The 17639-nt window shown below is 61.9% G+C and carries 17 protein-coding genes; 8 read left to right on the top strand and 9 right to left on the bottom strand.

Annotation, left to right across the window (positions count from 1 at the left end):
* The first annotated feature begins 31 nt into the window (after window positions 1-31).
* The 4 genes from AC1DXU_RS03310 (at window position 32) to AC1DXU_RS03295 (ending at window position 4137) form a co-directional block, all read left to right on the top strand.
* A complete protein-coding gene (locus AC1DXU_RS03310; protein ID WP_477364310.1) occupies window positions 32-808 on the top strand; it encodes an enoyl-CoA hydratase-related protein in 777 nt (258 codons plus the stop codon).
* 161 nt (window positions 809-969) lie between these two features.
* Window positions 970-2481, top strand: coding sequence for a choline-sulfatase (betC, locus tag AC1DXU_RS03305; protein ID WP_477364307.1), 1512 nt, complete (start codon window positions 970-972; stop codon window positions 2479-2481).
* A 4-nt stretch (window positions 2482-2485) separates the two neighbouring features.
* A complete protein-coding gene (locus AC1DXU_RS03300; protein WP_477364304.1) occupies window positions 2486-3451 on the top strand; it encodes an SUMF1/EgtB/PvdO family nonheme iron enzyme in 966 nt (321 codons plus the stop codon).
* Complete coding sequence (locus AC1DXU_RS03295) at window positions 3451-4137, top strand: GntR family transcriptional regulator (protein ID WP_477364301.1); 687 nt, start codon at window positions 3451-3453, stop codon at window positions 4135-4137. The genes AC1DXU_RS03300 and AC1DXU_RS03295 overlap by 1 nt, the downstream gene beginning before the upstream one ends.
* 144 nt (window positions 4138-4281) lie before the next feature.
* On the opposite strand, the gene AC1DXU_RS03290 is transcribed toward AC1DXU_RS03295, so the two are convergent.
* On the bottom strand, window positions 4282-4845 hold the full coding sequence (locus AC1DXU_RS03290) for a maleate cis-trans isomerase family protein (RefSeq protein WP_477365973.1): 564 nt from the start codon (window positions 4843-4845) through the stop codon (window positions 4282-4284).
* Here AC1DXU_RS03290 and AC1DXU_RS03285 point away from each other — a divergent pair.
* Window positions 4825-5103: a hypothetical protein gene (locus AC1DXU_RS03285; protein WP_477365970.1), complete on the top strand. Its 279-nt coding sequence runs from the start codon at window positions 4825-4827 to the stop codon at window positions 5101-5103. The genes AC1DXU_RS03290 and AC1DXU_RS03285 overlap by 21 nt on opposite strands.
* Here the strand turns inward: AC1DXU_RS03285 and AC1DXU_RS03280 are convergent.
* The 8 genes from AC1DXU_RS03280 to AC1DXU_RS03245 are packed head-to-tail and all read right to left on the bottom strand — an operon-like array spanning window position 5080 to window position 13396.
* Entirely contained in the window at window positions 5080-5994 is a 915-nt protein-coding gene (locus tag AC1DXU_RS03280) for a dihydrodipicolinate synthase family protein (RefSeq protein WP_477364298.1), read from the bottom strand. The genes AC1DXU_RS03285 and AC1DXU_RS03280 overlap by 24 nt on opposite strands.
* 27 nt (window positions 5995-6021) lie before the next feature.
* Window positions 6022-6729: a ribonuclease activity regulator RraA gene (locus AC1DXU_RS03275; protein WP_477364295.1), complete on the bottom strand. Its 708-nt coding sequence runs from the start codon at window positions 6727-6729 to the stop codon at window positions 6022-6024.
* 8 nt (window positions 6730-6737) lie between these two features.
* On the bottom strand, window positions 6738-7523 hold the full coding sequence (locus AC1DXU_RS03270) for an SDR family oxidoreductase (RefSeq protein WP_477364292.1): 786 nt from the start codon (window positions 7521-7523) through the stop codon (window positions 6738-6740).
* A 4-nt stretch (window positions 7524-7527) separates the two neighbouring features.
* Entirely contained in the window at window positions 7528-8919 is a 1392-nt protein-coding gene (locus AC1DXU_RS03265; protein ID WP_477364289.1) for an amidase, read from the bottom strand.
* Window positions 8909-9367: a RidA family protein gene (locus AC1DXU_RS03260; RefSeq protein ID WP_477364286.1), complete on the bottom strand. Its 459-nt coding sequence runs from the start codon at window positions 9365-9367 to the stop codon at window positions 8909-8911. Before AC1DXU_RS03260 ends, AC1DXU_RS03265 begins: the two co-directional genes overlap by 11 nt.
* Window positions 9364-10497 carry a M20 family metallopeptidase gene (locus AC1DXU_RS03255; protein ID WP_477364283.1) on the bottom strand — a complete coding sequence of 378 codons (1134 nt, stop codon included), beginning with the start codon at window positions 10495-10497 and terminating at the stop codon, window positions 9364-9366. Before AC1DXU_RS03255 ends, AC1DXU_RS03260 begins: the two co-directional genes overlap by 4 nt.
* Before the next feature lie 39 nt (window positions 10498-10536).
* The gene (locus tag AC1DXU_RS03250) at window positions 10537-11841 is read right to left on the bottom strand and encodes an alanine racemase (RefSeq protein WP_477364280.1); all 1305 of its coding nucleotides are present in this window, start codon (window positions 11839-11841) and stop codon (window positions 10537-10539) included.
* A gap of 31 nt (window positions 11842-11872) precedes the next feature.
* A complete protein-coding gene (locus AC1DXU_RS03245; RefSeq protein ID WP_477364277.1) occupies window positions 11873-13396 on the bottom strand; it encodes an aldehyde dehydrogenase family protein in 1524 nt (507 codons plus the stop codon).
* Window positions 13397-13669: 273 nt separating this feature from the next.
* Between AC1DXU_RS03245 and AC1DXU_RS03240 the strand changes: the two genes are divergently transcribed.
* The 3 genes from AC1DXU_RS03240 (at window position 13670) to AC1DXU_RS03230 (ending at window position 17615) form a co-directional block, all read left to right on the top strand.
* Window positions 13670-14566, top strand: a complete 897-nt coding sequence (locus AC1DXU_RS03240; protein ID WP_477364274.1) for a glycine betaine ABC transporter substrate-binding protein — start codon at window positions 13670-13672, stop codon at window positions 14564-14566.
* Between the two features lie 167 nt (window positions 14567-14733).
* A complete protein-coding gene (locus AC1DXU_RS03235) occupies window positions 14734-15642 on the top strand; it encodes an ATP-binding cassette domain-containing protein (protein ID WP_477364271.1) in 909 nt (302 codons plus the stop codon).
* On the top strand, window positions 15633-17615 hold the full coding sequence (locus AC1DXU_RS03230; protein WP_477364268.1) for an ABC transporter permease: 1983 nt from the start codon (window positions 15633-15635) through the stop codon (window positions 17613-17615). The genes AC1DXU_RS03235 and AC1DXU_RS03230 overlap by 10 nt, the downstream gene beginning before the upstream one ends.
* The last annotated feature ends 24 nt before the right edge of the window (window positions 17616-17639 follow it).

The raw sequence follows: 17639 nt of genomic DNA, 5'->3' as shown, positions 1-17639 counted from the left end.
CCCTATCGTTCTCACCCAAAGGATCGGCAACGTGCTTGAGATCATGCTCAACCGTCCGCCGGTCAATGCCATCAACCGTGAGATGAGCAGGACGATCCATTCCGCACTCAAGACCTTGCAGGACGACCCGGAGATTCGCGTCGGCGTCATCATTGGCGCCGGCGACCGCATTTTCTCGGCAGGCTGGGATCTCAAGGACGCCGCCATGCCAGGTTTCGACCCGGCTGCGGATGCGGACAACGAAACCGGCCATGGGCCCGGCGGCTTTGCGGGCATCGTCGAGTATCATGGTTTGCTGAAGCCCGTGATTGCCGCCGTCAACGGCGTTGCCGTCGGAGGCGGCTTTGAAATCGCGCTCGCTTGCGACATCATCGTCGCGGCCGATCATGCCTATTTCGAGCTTCCAGAAATGCAGAGGGGCTTTTTGGCGGATTCCGGTGGTGTCCAGCGCCTCCCGAAGCGAGTGCCTTATAATGTTGCGAAGGACTTGCTGCTGACCGGCCGGCGGATGACGGCCAGAGAGGCGTTGAGCTGGGGCCTCGTCGCGTCTGTGCATAAAAGCGCGGATTTGAGGCGCGCCGCGCTCGATCTTGCGGCTACCATTGCGAAGGGCGCACCCCTTGCGCTGCAAGCGATGAAAGAAGTCATGGCGCATATCGAGACCATGCCCACCGCCGACGCCCTGACACTCACAAAGCCGGGCAAGAGCGGGCTTGCGATGTATGAACGCATGGCTCAATCGGAAGATTTTCTGGAAGGCCCAAAGGCTTTCGTCGAAAAGCGGCCGCCGGCGTGGAAAGGCCGATAGGTTTCCTCCACCGCCAGCCCTTTGACCGGCAATATGACGCCTTGGGATGCTGTATACAGCTATTGACTTGCGCAGTTTTTTGCGCGTAGCTGTATACAGGGCGATCGCTTTTTTAACGATCGGCGACAACGCGCCGCCCGGCGCTATCCAATGGACGAGCGATGAAGCCGAATATTCTTCTCATCATGGCCGACCAACTCTCGGCCAGTGCACTGCCCTTCTATGGCAACCCGGTGGTGCATGCCCGCAATCTCTCGGACCTCGCGGCGAACGCAGTGATTTTCGATGCCGCTTATTGCCCGAGTCCGCTCTGTGCGCCGTCGCGCTTCGCGACGATGACCAGCCGTCTGCCATCGCGAATCAGCGCCTATGACAATGCAGCGCATTTCGGCTCCGACCTGCCGACATTCGCCCATCATCTCAGAAATGCCGGTTACAAAACGGCATTGTCCGGCAAGATGCACTTCGTCGGTCCCGACCAGCTTCATGGCTTCGAGGAACGGCTTACGACCGACATTTATCCGGCGGATTTCGCCTGGACGCCCAACTGGGCGGATGCCGACGCGACGGCAGACTGGTCCTACGCGCTGCCGGCATTCATGGAAGCCGGGCCATGCATCCGCTCCAACCAGATCGACTACGATGAGGAGGCTGTCTTTGCCGCCCGCCGCTGGCTGTATGACCGCGCACGTTCAAAGGATGGTCAGCCCTTTGCGCTCACCTTGTCACTCTCGCATCCGCATGATCCGTATTTCATCGGCGAGGACTATTGGAGCATGCATGAGCTCGACGAGATCGACCTGCCGAAATGTCCGAACAACCCGCTGGCGGACGATCCACATTGGCACCGGCTGCGCACGCTCAACATAGGTGTCCGCCCGGAGCATGTTGTCACCGACGATATCGTCCGGCGTGCGAGACGGGCTTATTACGGCGCCATCGAATTCGTCGACGACCAGGTAGGACATATCTTGAAGACGCTGAAGGATTGCGGCTTCGACGACAATACGGTCATCGTCTTCACCGCCGATCACGGTGACATGCTGGGCGAGCGCGGGCTTTGGGACAAATCGACGTTTTACGAGAATGCTGCGCGTGTGCCGCTGTTTTTCCATGCACCCAAGCAGTTCAGCCCGGGACGCGTGAAGAGCGCGGTTTCGACGCTCGACTTCCTGCCGACCTTCGTGGAGCTCGCGACTGGCGTGCCGATGGAACAGGGTGTCGGCGATATTGACGGCCACAGCCTCGTTTCACAACTGAATGGTGGATCAGGTCATGACGAAGCCGTTGGCGAGTATCTTGGCGAAGGTACACATTGGCCATTGCTGATGATCCGTCGCGGCGACTACAAATATGTCCGCTGCCATGGCGATCCCGAGCAGCTTTTCGATCTCTCCAACGATCCGCTGGAAACGCGCAATCTTGCAGGCGAAAATCCAGACAGTCCTGTCCTGCGGGCTTTCCAGGCCGAAGCGGACGAGCGCTGGAAGGAATCGGAGCTGCGTGACGACGTCATCGACAGCCAACGGCGCCGGCGGCTGATCGACCGTGCGCTCATAACCGGCAAGCCGCACCCGTGGGATTTCCAGCCTTTCGTGGATGCCAGCACCACATACATCAGGGAACGCGGCACTCTGGATGTGCGTGAGGCGCATCGACGCCTCATCGGGTAACAATATGCACAAGCCTGCTCGCCTCGATGATGCGCCCGCATCATGTTGCCTGCGGTCGGGACGAAAATCGGAAGAGGTTTTACGTCTCGAGCGAGAGTTTTTGCCGCAAGCACGGCCAGATCGGCTCGTACGGATATCGCGGCGGCAGGTTCTGGTGGGCACCGACACGCCCATTCTACCGCATGACGGTGAGGGACCCGTACGCCGCCTGCGCGTCAAGGCGTTCGAGATCGATCCCTATGCCGTCACCAACGAATGGTTCGCACGCTTCGTCGCGCAGACCGCTTACCGCACCGATGCCGAGAGGTTCGGCTGGTCGTTCGTCTTCCATCAATTTGCTGCGCGATCGCCAAGGTCTGAGACCGTTGACGGCAGCGAATGGTGGGTAAGGGTGGAAGGCGCGACATGGCGGACACCCTTCGGCCCGCGGTCAACCCTGGATGGCCTGTCACATCATCCTGTCGTGCATGTCTCGCGCAGGGATGCACAGGCTTTCGCGGACTGGGCGGGCGGGCGGCTCCCAGCTGAAGCCGAATGGGAGGCCGCGGCGCAAGGCACGATGCGTTGCGCACGCTATCCCTGGGGCGATCGCGAGCCCGACGACGAAAGCTTTTTTCCGCTGAACATATGGCAAGGCACCTTTCCCACCCGAAACACCGCAGGGGACGGATTTAGCGCAACGGCCCCCGTTGACGCTTTTGCACCCAATTCGATCGGCCTGCACAACATGTGCGGCAATGTCTGGGAGTGGACAGCGGACAATTCGGGGGGCGGAAATGGTCCTGCCGGAGGCAACCGCGCCCTCCTCAAAGGCGGCTCATATCTCTGCCACCGGTCCTATTGCTGGCGCTATCGGATCGCTGCCCGGATTATGGTAGAGGAGGCCACATCGACGGGTCATATCGGGATGCGGCTGGCCTTCGATGGCGACCGAGGGGAAGGATTTCGGATGAGTAAGGTCGGAGCTTGATGTCGTTGGGATTAATGCGCGGTGGCGATCTGCGCGAGGAGCGGAAGGGGCTCGCCTACCGCATGCTGTTGCTAAGGATTTGCGATCTCGAATATCCGCCGGGAACCATATTGAGTGAGACATCGCTCGCGGACGAGTTCGGCATCAGCCGCACACCGCTTCGCGAAGTGCTGCATCAGCTTGGCTTCATGGGCCTTGTCGCACCGAAAAACGGCGTCGGCACCGTCGTCACGGATCTCTCCGAGCAGGAGAACGCCGAGCTCGGGCATCTGAGGTTGTCACTGACCGAAATCCTGCCGAACATGCTCGACATGTCCGGCGCAGACGCGGTTCGCCGGCAGTTCTTGGCGTTGAAGGAAACGAATCTGCAGCTTCTTAAGCGACAGGATTTCCACGCCTATGCAACCATCGGCGTGGCGATACAGGAGGGTGTTGGTGGGCTGATCCACAACCGCGAGTTTCGCAGTATCTGGGACAAAGCCTATTACAGGCATTCCCGATTTGCCTACAAACTCATGAAGCTCGATTGGGACCGCTGCATCCTTGGCCAGGATGCAGAATTGCAGGGTTTCATCACTGTCTTGGAAAAGTCTGACCCGCATAAGTTGGCGGCGCACTACCGAAAGACTTTTGAGTTTTGGATGTCGTTCGCCTCGAGTGTGGGAGGCGACGACCACACGCTCTAATGGTTCAAAACCACAGCTTCCATGCCGCCGATGCGACAGGTTTTGGCGAAGGTCGGTGGCGGCCATGATACTGGTTCATACCCTTGGTAGTCCTCCGCGGTGTGCGGGTTCTCCTCCACTGGATTTTTTTACTGCTGCCATCAATTACCACCAAGTTCTGAGAAGCTGGCCGAAACCAGGGATGGGCTCTTTCCAACCTGCAAGTCGTAGCGCGTGCCAGAACGCGGCCTGATTGGACGATACGCAAGGCAGTCCCGTTGCGGCTTCGATCTCATCGATGGCGTCTAGTGCCTTGGTCGCCGTGCAGGAGATGAAGATCGCTTGCGCGTCCCTGTGGTCTGTGTTGCGGGCTTGCTCGAGATAGGCTGCGCGTGGCACCGAACCGATGTCCATGTCGGTATCGAAGCCGAAACATGAGACTTGAACCGGCTCGATGCCCCCGTCAGTGAGCATGCGCACGACGTTCGCGGTGTTTGCAACTGTATATGGTGTAATGACCGAAACGCGCTTGGCTCTCAGTGTCTTCAGCGCGGCGATGGCGCCGCTGCCAGGGTTGGTGACGTTTACCCCCGGCCGGGCGCTGCGCACGAGGTCGGCGACGCGCGCCTCGCCGATGTACGATGTTGCCGAAGTACACCCGAAGACGATCGAATCTAACCTCAGCAGCGGACACAGGAGCTTTACCGTATCGGGAATTCGATCGGCCATATCCAGAAAAGTGCGCTTCGAGTTAGGCTGCTCCAGGAAGATCCGCGACGTGACGAGGGCCACGCGGTCATCAGGTATCATTCGCGCGAAATCGCGATCCACCGCAAGATCGTCGCACAGAGCGATCAGTCCGACCCGGACCTTGTCGCCGTAATTGTCTTCCATCTTGCCGGGAACTGGCACTTGGCGGATTTGGGGCGTCGCTTGGGTGGCGGTCATCAAGTCATCTCCTCGTCAGTGCGTGCCGCGTTGGATTGAAAGTCGGTCAAGCTCTTGTAATTCGGATTCCAGCGTCATCGCTTCCGTAGCCATGAGGCCTTCCAAAGGAGGCCTCACACGTGCCCAGCTCAGATGCTTGTCGCGCCGCGCCAGCATTGCCTTCATGGCCGGAATGGGCCGATGACGCTGAACGGTAAGGCGATAGCGATCGATCTCAGCCTCGCGTTCAAGCGCGTCCGGCGCGTCGGCAGCCTTAGCAAGCGCCGAGATGGCCGACGCGTTGACGTTTGCCGTTGCGGTGATGCAGCCTTTGGCGCCGGCCTGGATCGATCTGACCAGCCGCAATTCGTTGCCAGGAAAGACTGTGAAATCCGGAACTCCGGCAAGAAACGCTGCCGTGTTATCCCAGTCGCCGCCGCTATCCTTGATGCCTACGATGATGCCTGGAAAATTCCCGACCAGACGCTGGACCAGCGGGATCGAAAAGCCGACCTTGGCCACTGGCGGGATATGGTAGAGATAAATCCGTAGTGTCGTCTGGCCAACGCCTTCGATGAGCCGGGCGAACCAATCGTATAATCCATCGTCGCTGACCTCTTTGTAGTAGAAAGGCGGCAGCACCATCACTCCCGATACGCCAAGTTCCAAGGCATGACGGCAGAGCCTGACGGTGTCGGGCAAGGCGGTGAGGCCGGTGCCGGGTATCAGCCTATCGGGTGCGACGCCGGCGGCGACCAGGGCTTCAAGCAGAGCCATGCGCTCATTCATACCCAGTGACGCGGCCTCCCCTGTGGTGCCGAAGGGAGCGAGCGCAGTGCAGCCGTCCGCCAGCAGACGCTTGGCGTGCACAACGTAAAGCGCGGCATCCAGTGAAAGATCGGCGTTGAACGGGGTCAGATTGGGCGCAATGACGGCGCGATCAAAATGCATGGCGGCACCTGGGATAGTTTCTGGGCTTCAGCTCCCGCTCGCCGTGAAAGCATCATAGCGAGCGCGCGTTTCGGCATTCATTGGATAGAGGCCGGGCAACGGCACACCGCGTCCGACTTCCAGCATGATCCAGGCTTCCATGCGTTCCTGTTCGACAGCTTCACCAACAACATCGGCAAGCAGGGCCACGGGAATGACCACGGCGCCGTCGTCGTCGGCGACAATGGTGTCGCCGGGGAAGATGGCCACGCCGCCACAACCAATCGGCTCCTGCCAGTTCACGAAGGTCAGACCTGCGACCGAGGGTGGTGCGGCTATGCCCTGGCACCAGATCGGTAGGTTGGTGGTCAACACGCCGGCGAGGTCGCGCATCACGCCATCAGTAACAAGTCCCGCGACACCGCGATGGGCCATGCGCGCCGCAAGGATGTCGCCGAAGATACCCGCATCGGTGATGCCCATGGCGTCGGCCACGGCGATGCAGCCCTCCGGCATGGCTTCGATAGCTGCGCGGGTCGAGATCGGCGACGACCAGCTTGCCGGTGTTGCCAAATCTTCGCGTGCAGGCACGAAACGCAACGTGAAGGCTTCGCCCACAAGGCGGCGCTGGCCTTTGGCCAGGGGCGCGCTGCCGCGTATCCAGACGTTTCGAAGACCTTTCTTAAGAAGAACGGTGGTCAGCGTCGCTGTCGAGACGCCTTCGAGGGCAGTGCGGTTGTCGGGGGTCAGGGTCATGGGTCCTCTCAGATGCTTGGGATCAGGCCGCCATCGACGCGAATGACGGAGCCGGTGATGTAGGATGCGCGGCGCGATGCAAGAAAGGCTACCGTCGCCGCATATTCGGCCGGTTCGCCGTATCGGCCTACAGGAATGGTGCCGGTGCTTTCGGTTGTCACTTCAGCCGTGGTACGGCCCTCACGCTTGGCCTTCTGTTCGTCAAGGAACAGGATGCGGCCGGTGGCGATGCGGCCCGGCAGGATGATGTTTGTGGTGATGCCGTCCTTGCCGACTTCACGCGCCAGCGTTTTAGACCAGCCGACCAGCGCCAGGCGAAGCGCATTCGAAATGCCCAGGTTTGGGATCGGTGCAACCACACCGGACGACGTCGAGGTGATGATACGGCCCCAGCCGGCGGCGCGCATACCGGGAAGGACGGCGTCCGTAACCGCGATGACTGACCGCACCATCTGGTCGAAATATTTCGACCAGATTTCCGGCGATTGACCGGAGACAGTGGTGGGCGGCGGCCCACCTGTGTTGTTGACCAGAATGTTGATCGTGCCGCACGCGGCCTCGATCGTGGCAAGCCGCTCGGAAAGCACGTCCAGATCGCCGATGTCCCAGACCAGCGCCTGCGCCGTGCCACCCGCCATCCGGATTGCAGATACGGTCGCTTCCGCTGCGGCTGCGTCGATATCGGCAACCGTGACCTTGGCGCCCTCGGCAGCAAGCTCCCTGGCGATCGCGCCGCCGAGGCCGCCACCTGCGCCAAAGACCAGCGCACACGTTCCCTTCAAGCCCAGATCCATATGGTCAATTCCTCCAGAGGCGGTGCAGTACGGTTTCGACCGCTTGCGCGGCAGCCAGCAACTTGCGGTCGGCGCCGCGCCGACCGATCATCATCAGCCCGACCGGCGGCTGGCCGGGGTCGCTGATGGGAAGCGAGATGGCGGGAAGGTCGAGGATGCTTGCAATCAAGGTGTTGCGCAGCGCGGCCGCGTTGAGCGCGAAGAAGGTCTCGTCGTCGTCGAGTTCAGCCAATCGGGGCGGCAGGATGGCCACGGTCGGCATCAGGATCGCATCGAAACCCTCTGCCGCCGCATCGAACTGGCGCCTGAGCGCCGCGATGTGTCGCTTTGCACGGACATAGTCGGTCGCCGGGATCGTTTCGCCAGCGCGCATGCGGACGATGACGCGCTGGTCGTAGCGATCGTGTTGGTCGAACAGGGCGCCGTGCGCCACCAGTCCCTCGACTGCCGTGATCTGCCCGGCACGCAACGCCGTTGCCGGCGCAGCCCAGTCGAAATCGCCGAAAGCGTCGATCCGCGCTCCAGAACCAGTCAGCCGGTCAAGCGCCGCGGCGATTGCCATGGCAATCTCGGGCGCAAGATCTTCGAACGGCATGCCGTCTGCCCGGCCAAAGCGGAGCGCCGATAACGGCGGCACCGCAACATCGTCGGCTCCGGCGCCGGTCAGCACCGCGTCGAGCAATCGGCAATCCTCGGCGGTGCGCACGATGAGGCCGGGTGTGTCGAAACTGGCTGCGAGAGGGAAGGCGCCATCGCCCGGCATGCGCCCTTGTGAGGGACGCCAGCCGATCAGGCCGCAAAAGGCCGCTGGTATTCGAGTCGAGCCGCCGGTGTCGCTGCCAAGCGTGGCATAAGCCAGGCCATCGGCCACAGCTACGGCTCCGCCGGAGGTCGAACCCCCGGGTGATCTGCCCCTGCCTACATCGATCTCGCGCTGCCAAGGCGAGCGCGGCTGTGCAAAATGCGGATTGGTGCCCAAGGCCGAAAAGGCAAACTCGTTCATATGGGTGCGCCCAAGGACCACCGCGCCGGCCTGGCGCAGCCGCGCCACCATGGCCGCATCCGCCTCGGCAGCCGGGGCATCAGCCAGAACGCGCGAGCCCGCCGTCGTCACCTGACCGGCAATGTCGAAAAGGTCTTTCACCGCGACCGGCAGACCAGCAAGCGGGCCGGCCTTTCCGTCGTTGCGCAGGCGATCCGCGGTACGAGCAGCAGTTCGCGCGCCCTCGGCATCGACCGAGAGATAGGCGCGTTCGCCCTCGCTGCCTGCTGCGGCAATACTCTCGAGCAAAGAGTCGACGAGAGCCTGTGCCGTAAGACGTCCCTCGGCCAGGGCGGTCAGGACCGCACTGGCCGAGGGTGGCAGCGCCAGGGAGGATGCGCTTTCAACGGACATGGAAGATCGCCTCGACCTCGACGGTCACGCGGCTGGGCAGCGAACCCATGCCAACGGCACTACGTGCATGCCGTCCCTCCTCGCCAAATACTTCGACGAACAGGTCGGAAGCGCCGTTCACGACCTTGGGATGGTCGGCGAAATCCGGCGCCGCGTTGACCATGCCGAGCAGCTTGATCACCGATAGCCGGGAAAGCTCACCTGCGGCTGACTTGGCCACCGCGATGAGTTGCAGGGCGCAGGCTCGAGCATGCTGGTAGCCTTGCTCGACAGTCGTATCCACGCCCAGGCGCCCCACCATGGGCTGTCCGTCCTGTCCGCGCGGGACTTGGCCGGACAGGAACAGAAGCGATCCCGCGAATCGGAAGGGGATATAGTTGGCTACCGGAACCGGCACCTCGGGCAAGGTAATGCCCATTTTGGCAAGGCGCTCTTCAGGAGTGGTCATGCCAGATACCTTTCGGCGATGCTGCGGTAGACACGCACCGACGATTCGAGCTTGTCGATTTCGCAATATTCGTCGGGCCGTCCGCTGTGGCCGACCTCGCCCGGTCCGATGATCACCATCGGCAAGTTGAGCACAGGGGCAATTACCGCGCAGTCAGAGTAGTAAGGTACGCCCTCCGGACCATCGCCATACCCCGTCTCGTCTTTCAGCGCGGCGAGGCACAGCTGCACGAATGGGTCGTCGTCAGGTGTATCCACCGGCGGCTTCGAATCGAGAATGGACAGCGCGATATCTGGTCCAGCTACGGCCTGGAAAGCCGCCAGCACCGCTTCGGGCACCAGTCCGGGAACAAGCCTGACGTCGATGTCGCAGACCGCGCGCGGCGGCGTCAGCGGCGTCGACAAGCCACCCGAAATCATACCCGGATTGATTGTCGGCGGCTTCAGGTTGCGATGCGGCGGCGCCTTCAGGTCCAGGTCGTGGATGCGATCGATGAAACGTGCCAGCCGCACGATTGCGTTGCCGCGATCACCGGTCTCTCCGTCGCGGAAGGCCGAGTGACCAGTGTCGCCGCGCGCAATCGCGCGAATCCAGACGGTGCCCTTCTCGGTCACGAACAGGCGCATCGACGAGGGTTCGGAATTGAGCAAGGCGCCGACGCCATCAAGATAGCCGCCTTCAACCAGCGCCTTCGCGCCGAGCAGGCTCGAATTCTCGGCCGCCGTGAAATGCAGCACGAGATCGCCGCGGAGGGGTGTTCCGGCGCGCTTGATCTCGATTGCGGCCATCGCCATCGCCGCGATCCCGCCCTTCATGTCGGTGGAGCCGCGACCGTAGACGCGGCCATTTTCGACTTCTCCGGTGAAGGCGTTTCGCGTCCAGGTCGCTGGGTCGACGCCGATCGTGTCGAAATGTGCCGACATCGACAAGGCAGGGCGGCCGCCAGTGCCTTTCAACCGGGCGATCAGATTGGTGCGGCCGGGCGCGATCGTCTGAAACGTCGATTCAATCCCCTCAGCCGCCAGCACGCGCGCCACGATCTTGGCCGCCACCTCTTCGTTGCCAGGTGGATCGATCGTATCGATCGCCAGCATCTCACGCGTGAGCTTCAGGACTTCACTTTCGTTCATAGCTCGCTTGCCTCTCCAGCTGGGCTCGACCGTTGCGCCTCAAAAATAGGTCCGGACCGCGCCTGTCACGCGGTAGTCGTCGTCAACAAGCAGCACGGATCGCCACTTGTCGAAGGTGGTACAGACATGGCTCACCCCGAAGCCGATCAGATCGCCGAGCTGGAAGGGTGAAGGGTCAGGCACGCGCAGGAATGCATGCTGGTCGTTCAGGCGCGTGACGAATACGCCGGGTGGAACCGGGCAGGGTGCTGAGTCGCGGCCGGGCCGGAACCAATGCACGGGTACCGGCATCTCGATATCATAAGAAACATCGCGCTTGCCCATCGTGGCGAAGCCCAGGCCGGGCTCCGGCTGCGACTGCACCGCAGCCCAAACTTCCAGCGCCGGTGTCAGCCCCGGCCCAATCTCGGCAAGTCCGGGATCGCGGACCAGCATGCGTTCAAACATCTTGGCGAAAGACAAATGGTCGTGCGTCAGATAGCAGCCGCTGCGGATCACCGGGATGACCTCGCGGCCGGCGATGCCGCCCGAAAGCGCCTGCGCAGCAAGGTCGAAGAATTCAGTGCCGCCCGCGGTCATCAGGATCGGACCGTCTGCGAAAAGGCCTTCGCCTGCGGCGACATGGGCAAACGTCGCGACCTCTTCGACCATTTGGCGTGCCAGCGCTGTGCGGGAATCGGGAGCGTGGTCGCCAAAGACACCCTCGTAAGCCTCGACGCCCGACAGAGCGAGCCAAGGATGCAGCATTGCGATGTCGCGAGCCAGCACCAGTGCGGCTTTGCCGCCGCGTACGCCGGTACGGGCTCCCAACGCGCCAATTTCGATCAGGACCCGAAGCGGCCGCCTCAGCTTTCCATGCGCACGAACGGCATGCGCCAGGAGGTGCGCGCCTTCCGCGGAATCGACGAGGCACCACAGGTCGAGGTTGGGGTATTGTGCGATCAGCTCAACGACGACGCGGATGTTCTCCCGGCCGACAAGCTGATTGGCAAGAATGATGCGACGTATGCCGAATGCGGCGAAGGTGGCCGCCTGCTGGGCGGTGGCCGCGGTGATGCCCCACGCACCATCCTGCATCTGCATTTGCGCTAGGGCAGGGGACATTGGCGTCTTGCCGTGGGGCGCGATTTTGACGCGGGTTCTGGCGAGAAACGCCCGCATCCAGGCCCGATTCTGAGTCAAGGCCGATTGGCGAAGCACTGCGACCGGCAGAGGCAGGTCGCCGTCAAGCAGCGAGAGCCCCCTGGTGGCCACGCTGGCGAAATCGCCCGTCATGTCGGACGGGATACCCTTGACGGTTCCGTCCAGGGTCAGGGTGGCTTCGAGGGCGAGCCGTCCCGCCATAGCTGCCGCGTCGTGACTTTGCCTTAACATGTCACCCTGCCAGGCCAAGTTCTATGCCCGACACGAGCAGGGTCTTGGTTTCGAGATAGGCTTCCATCTGCTCGGCGCCCATATCCTTGCCGAAACCCGACATTCCAAGTCCGCCGAACGGGAAAGAGGGATCGAGGAAGCCGTGGCCGTTGACGTAGATGGTGCCGGCATCGATTGCACGGGCCGCGGCCAGGACGCGGCCGATGTTCCGGGAATAAATCGCGGCGCCGAGACCATAGCGGGTATCGCGCGCCTGTCGAAGAACGTCTTCGGCGCCGTCGGCGCGGCTGAGTGCCAGGACCGGGCCGAAAATCTCCTCGCGCCAGACCGGATGCGTTGTCGGAACCTCCTCAACGATCACCGGACCGACGAAGTGGCCGCGATTGTGTACCTGCGATCGATCCAAGGCGAATGGAAGACCATCACCCTGCGCCCGCTCCACATAGGACATCACCTTCGTGCGGTGGGTGTCCGAAACCATCGGCCCCATGTCGCTGCCCGGATCGAGACCGGGAAGGACTTTTACCGAGGACGCGAGACGGACCAGACGCTCGCGCACTTGGTCATAGAGCCGCGCATCTACGATCGCCCGCGATGTGGCGTCGCAAACCTGGCCGGCATTGAAATAGATGCCGTTGTACAGTCCCTCGACGACCGCATCGACGTCGCTGTCGGCAAAGACCAGAGCCGGAGACTTGCCTCCCAGTTCCAGGGTCAGCCGCGTCATGTTATGCAACGCGGCCTCGCCCACGCGCAATCCGGTCGCGGTCGAGCCGGTGAAGCTGACCTTGTTGACGCCGGGGTGGCCAACAAGGGCCGCGCCCGTCACCGCGCCGGTGCCGTTCACCACATTGAACACGCCGGACGGGAACCCCGCTTCTGCGATCAGCTCGGCGAGGCGAAGCGTGCTGACGGGGGTTACTTCGCTGGGTTTTGCCACCACCGCGCAGCCCGCGGCGAAGGCAGCGCCGATCTTCCAGATCAGGGTTTGAAGCGGAAAGTTCCAGGGTGCGATGGCCGCGACGACGCCGACCGGCTGGCGCAGCGTCAGCCCGAGGAAATGCTTGTCATAGGCGGCCATATCGCCGGTGCGGCCGGAAATCTTGGTGGCCCAGCCGGCGAAATAGCGCAGGCAGTCGATCGCACCGCCGATGTCGATGGCCAAGGCTTGCGAGCGCGGCTTGCCGACGTCGACGGATTCGAGGAACGCCAACTCGTCCTGATGCGCTTCCAAGCTGTCGGCGAGCTTGAGGATCAGGGTCTGCCGGTCCAGGGGACGCAGGGCGCTCCAGGCGCCGTCAAAGGCACGCCGTGCCGAAGCGACGGCCCGGTCGACAATCTCGGCGCCGGCCTCGAACGTCTCGGTCAGGCGGCCGCCGGTGCTGGGCTCGGTCACCGCGATCGGTGCGCCCGAAATCAATGGCGCGCCGTCGATCCAATGCGCCACCGGACGGCGAACGAGCGCCGAACGCTCGGCGGGAACCTGCCAGCTGGTGAGATAGTCGGTGACGAGGGTGTCGGTCATCGTTCAGCCCGCAGGGTTCGAATGACCCGATACTGGTTGCGGACCGGCCTGATAAAAAGCAAATTCGGTGAACATACCTGAACAAGAATATTACACCTCAATGCCGAGAAAGGAGGCAGATGGGATCATTCAGCCCAGTGAGATGTAATAGGACGTTACAGATTGGTTCACGTTCATTGTTTGTCGACGACCTGCCGGTTTCGTATTGTATCGACAACGCCGTCACAGAGCGGTGCAAGGCAGCCGCGGCTGCGCCAACAGGGGAACATGGGCATGCACTACAAAAGCGCGACCATCAAACTGCTGGCGGCAGCCAGTTTCGCAATGATTGCAGGATCAGCCCTGTCGGCGCCCGAAATACGGGAGCCGGTGAAGATCCTTTACATAGGCTCTTCCGACAGCGACTTCATCAACGCCGTTTATGGTGAAGTGATCAAGGAGTACGGTTATCGCGTCAAATATGTGCAGTCGGACTTTTCCGCGCACTTCCTGGCGCTGGAGAACGACGATATCGACATTTCCTTGGGTGCCTGGCAAACCATACCCGAGATGACGAAGGCGGCGCTGGCCACTGGCAAGGTAAAGGATTTCGGTCCAACCGGTGTCAAGGTGGTCGAGGGCTGGTGGTACACCAACGAACTGGTTCCATTCTGTCCTGGCCTGCCTGATTGGACGGCATTCAAGAACCCGGATTGCATCAAGGCGCTCGCAAGTGCGGATACGGCCCCGCTCGGCCGCTATCTGGATGCGCCAGCGGATTGGGCGAGTGACTCCGCCGATTTCATCAAGAAGGAAGGGCTGCAACTCTCGAACGTCAATTCGGGGTCTGCCGCGGCGCTCGTGGCTGAACTGAAGTCGGCGATCGACCAGAAGAAGCCTTTCCTCGGCTGGGGCTTCGAGCCGCACTGGGTTTTGAATTCTAGCCTTGGGGGCTATGTACATCGCCCCGGGTTTCGTCCTGACAACGAAGTGCTCAAGCTTGGGAACATCGAAGCGACCTCCAGGATTCCCGACGCGGTTCACATCCTCGAGCAGTTCCACCTCAGTCGTGAGGAAGTTGCTGCGGCAATGGACCGGATCGACAACGGTGGGCTCTCTGCCGTGGACGCAGCGAAGGAGTGGATGTCGTCACACGACTCCGTATGGAAGGCTTGGCTTCCTGCCCAATAAGTCCGCGTGACGAGAGCGCGAGGTAACCTCGCGCCTTCTGCTTTGGCTGCAGTCCACGGAGATGGTGCATGGTTGATGCGATTCTGGAAGCGCGCAGCGTCTGGAAGGTGTTTGGCCAGCGCGCCGAAAGCCTAAAGCGCGATTCCTCATCATGGGAAGCGGATGACTTGCGGCGACAGGGCCTCATCGTCGGGGTTGAGGATGCGACCTTTTCCGTCAAGCGCGGCGAAAGCTTCGTCATCATGGGCCTGTCGGGCTCCGGCAAGTCCACGTTGCTGCGCTGCCTGACCGGGCTCTATCCGGCGACGCGCGGCCACGTGCTGATTGACCAGATCGATCTGTCGCAGGCATCGCGGCAAAGGCTGGTGACACTGCGCCGGCAGAAGGTCGGAATGGTGTTCCAGTCCTTCGCGCTGCTGCCGCATCTGACCGCGCTCGACAACGTGGCGTTCCCGTTGCAGGTTACCGGCATCGCCCGGACCGAACGGCGTGGGCGCGCTGAGGCGGCGCTCTCGCTTGTGGGACTGAAAGGGTTGGGACACCGGTTCCCAAGCCAGATGAGCGGCGGGCAGCAACAACGCGTAGGTATAGCCCGCAGCCTGATAGCAGATCCGGCTGTGTGGTTTCTCGATGAGCCATTTTCGGCACTGGACCCATTGATCCGCCGCGACATGCAGGACGAATTTATGCGTCTGCAGTCGCAACTGCACAAGACGATAGTCTTCGTGACCCATGACCTGGAGGAAGCGGTTCGGCTGGCCGACCGCATTGCGATCATGGCCGAGGGTCGCATCCTCCAAATTGGCACCCCGGAAGAAGTTGTGATCAATCCAGCCACGGATTATGTGCGTCGCTTTGTGTCCGGCATTCCAAAATCGCGCGTTGTACGTGTCGGGCGCGTCATGGGGCCGGCACCTGTCAAGCCGGACCCAGCAGCCCCGACATTGCCGGAAACGGCGACCCTGCACGAGGTGATGGGCCGCATACTGCAGGCCGAGGGGCCAATCCAGGTCGCTGACGGCAACGGAAAGATCGTCGGCGCGCTCTCGCGCGGCGAGGTGGCGACATGGCTTTGAGCCCATGGAATACCACGCCATATGTGCCGCGCTTCCCGCCAGTCTTGCTCTGCATCCTCCTTGCCGTGGCGTGCTGGTTGCTTTCGCCAAGCGTTCCAGCTCTGGCACGCTGGCCGCAAGAGGCGGTCTTGCCGCTCGGTGAATGGCTGAATGGGGTGCTCAATCATCTTCTTCGCGAGGTAACCATCGCTGGACATTCCATCACGGACTATTCGCGGGGAGTGGCGGATGTGTTTGCGTGGCCGGTCAACTGGCTGATCGAAGCCGTGACAGAGGGCCATTTCTACGATCTCCCCGACGGAGGGGAGTTCTGGCTCGCGCCTCCGCCCTGGTTCGGCATCGCGCTGACGCTGATACTCGTGGTGCATGCGCTCGGCGGTAAGGGCCCTGCCGTGATGGCGCTGGCAACGCTAGTTTTCGTGGTATTGCTTGGGTTGTGGCCGAGTAGCCTGACGACATTGATAGCTGTGCTGTTTTCGGTTCTCGTCAGCGTGGCGGCAGGTCTCTTCTTTGGCATCTGGGCATTCCGCAGTCCGCGGGTGAGCGCCGTTCTCTCCCCGATCTATGATGCGTTACAGACAGTCCCGGTCTTCTCCTATCTCGCACTTATCATCCTGGTCTTTGGATTCGGACAGGTCGCGGGGCTGATCGCCACGGTCATATTTGCCATGCCGCCCATGGCCAGGGCCACAGAACTCGCTTTGAAAGACGTCCCGGCGGAGCTCCGGGAGCTTTCGGAAATTACCGGTTGCAGTCCGCGGCAGAAGCTCTGGCTGGTGGATCTGCCGGCCCGCAGCTCAGTTCTGCTGTTGGGGGTCAACCAAGTGATCATGCTGTCGCTGGCCATGGTCATTATTACCTCAGTGATTGGAGCTGGTGGTCTGGGTGGCGACGTCATCTCGAGTCTTCGCTCCATGCGCCTGACCGAGGCGCTGCTTTCGGGTCTCGCCATCACCCTCCTGGCAATCGTCTTGGATCGTACCACACGGGCCTGGGCAACCAGATCGGAGGTTCCGCGCATCTGGGGCGTGTCGAGCTGGCGACTGGCACTGATCGTCATGGCCGCCTCGGTGATCTTCGGTCTCATCTTTCCCGAAGCTGGGCTGCTGGACGACCATCCGATCGTGAATGTAGGCCGGCAACTCGACAGCGCGCTCAACGCTTTCAATGCTGCCGCTGGACCGGGCCTAACCGCCGTACAAAATGTTTTTATTACCTGGGTTTTGCGGCCGGTCCGCGAAGGCTTCGCGGCGATACCATGGACTGTCGCAACGCTCTTGCTCGCGGCTCCTGCCTTGCTTGCAAAACGGCCGCGCCTGGCGCTTGCGATCGCGCTGATGCTGGTTGCGGTGGCGGCTTTGGGCTTGTGGGATAAGGCGATGATCTCGCTCTATCTGGTAACGCTGTCGATCCTGGGCGCCTTCTTGATCGGCCTGCCGTTCGGAATTGCAGCCGGGCTTTCCGACTGGGTCGATCGCGTGGCCACCATCGTTGTCGATCTCATTCAAACCCTGCCGACTTTTGTCTATCTAATCCCGGTGGTAGCACTTTTCGGGGTCGGCGACTTTGCAGCCTTTCTGGCGATCTTGATTTTCGTCATAGCTCCGATCGTGCGCTACACGGCAGCGGGCTTGCGGCAGGTTCCGGTGCAATTGTCGGAGGCAGCCACCATGGCTGGCTGCACACCGTTACAGAAACTGAGGCTGGTGCTGATGCCAGCCGCTTTGCCTCAACTGATCCTTGGCCTGAACCAGGCGGTCATGCTGGGCTTTTCCATGCTGGTCATCACCGCATTGGTCGGTTCGCGTGGGCTTGAGGAGATCACACTCGTCGCCGTTTCGAAGGTACGGCCCGGCGATGGCATTGTCGCGGGTTTCAGCATCGCGGCGCTGGCAATCATCCTCGACCGGCTGCTTGGCCTGGCAGCACAGGAAGCCGAACGCCGGTTCGCCCCAGCTCAGAGCGCTCACTGACGCGGAATTCGGAAAGGGACTGCA

The organism is Mesorhizobium sp. P3_A10 (assembly GCF_056403175.1).
Note: the sequence above shows the minus strand (reverse complement) of the source record. Positions and strands in the feature narration are given on the sequence as shown.

Excerpts from the sequence above, each read along its gene's own strand:
- AC1DXU_RS03290 (WP_477365973.1), bottom strand. The coding sequence starts at position 4,845 with ATGGCCGATCGAATTCCCGATACGGTAAAGCTCCTGTGTCCGCTGCTG.
- AC1DXU_RS03255 (WP_477364283.1), bottom strand. The coding sequence starts at position 10,497 with ATGAACGAAAGTGAAGTCCTGAAGCTCACGCGTGAGATGCTGGCGATC.
- AC1DXU_RS03270 (WP_477364292.1), bottom strand. The coding sequence starts at position 7,523 with ATGGATCTGGGCTTGAAGGGAACGTGTGCGCTGGTCTTTGGCGCAGGT.
- AC1DXU_RS03250 (WP_477364280.1), bottom strand. The coding sequence starts at position 11,841 with ATGGCGGGACGGCTCGCCCTCGAAGCCACCCTGACCCTGGACGGAACC.
- AC1DXU_RS03260 (WP_477364286.1), bottom strand. The coding sequence starts at position 9,367 with ATGACCACTCCTGAAGAGCGCCTTGCCAAAATGGGCATTACCTTGCCC.
- AC1DXU_RS03245 (WP_477364277.1), bottom strand. The coding sequence starts at position 13,396 with ATGACCGACACCCTCGTCACCGACTATCTCACCAGCTGGCAGGTTCCC.
- AC1DXU_RS03265 (WP_477364289.1), bottom strand. The coding sequence starts at position 8,919 with ATGTCCGTTGAAAGCGCATCCTCCCTGGCGCTGCCACCCTCGGCCAGT.
- AC1DXU_RS03240 (WP_477364274.1), top strand. The coding sequence starts at position 13,670 with ATGCACTACAAAAGCGCGACCATCAAACTGCTGGCGGCAGCCAGTTTC.
- AC1DXU_RS03295 (WP_477364301.1), top strand. The coding sequence starts at position 3,451 with ATGTCGTTGGGATTAATGCGCGGTGGCGATCTGCGCGAGGAGCGGAAG.
- AC1DXU_RS03275 (WP_477364295.1), bottom strand. The coding sequence starts at position 6,729 with ATGACCCTGACCCCCGACAACCGCACTGCCCTCGAAGGCGTCTCGACA.
- betC (WP_477364307.1), top strand. The coding sequence starts at position 970 with ATGAAGCCGAATATTCTTCTCATCATGGCCGACCAACTCTCGGCCAGT.
- AC1DXU_RS03230 (WP_477364268.1), top strand. The coding sequence starts at position 15,633 with ATGGCTTTGAGCCCATGGAATACCACGCCATATGTGCCGCGCTTCCCG.
- AC1DXU_RS03280 (WP_477364298.1), bottom strand. The coding sequence starts at position 5,994 with ATGCATTTTGATCGCGCCGTCATTGCGCCCAATCTGACCCCGTTCAAC.
- AC1DXU_RS03300 (WP_477364304.1), top strand. The coding sequence starts at position 2,486 with ATGCACAAGCCTGCTCGCCTCGATGATGCGCCCGCATCATGTTGCCTG.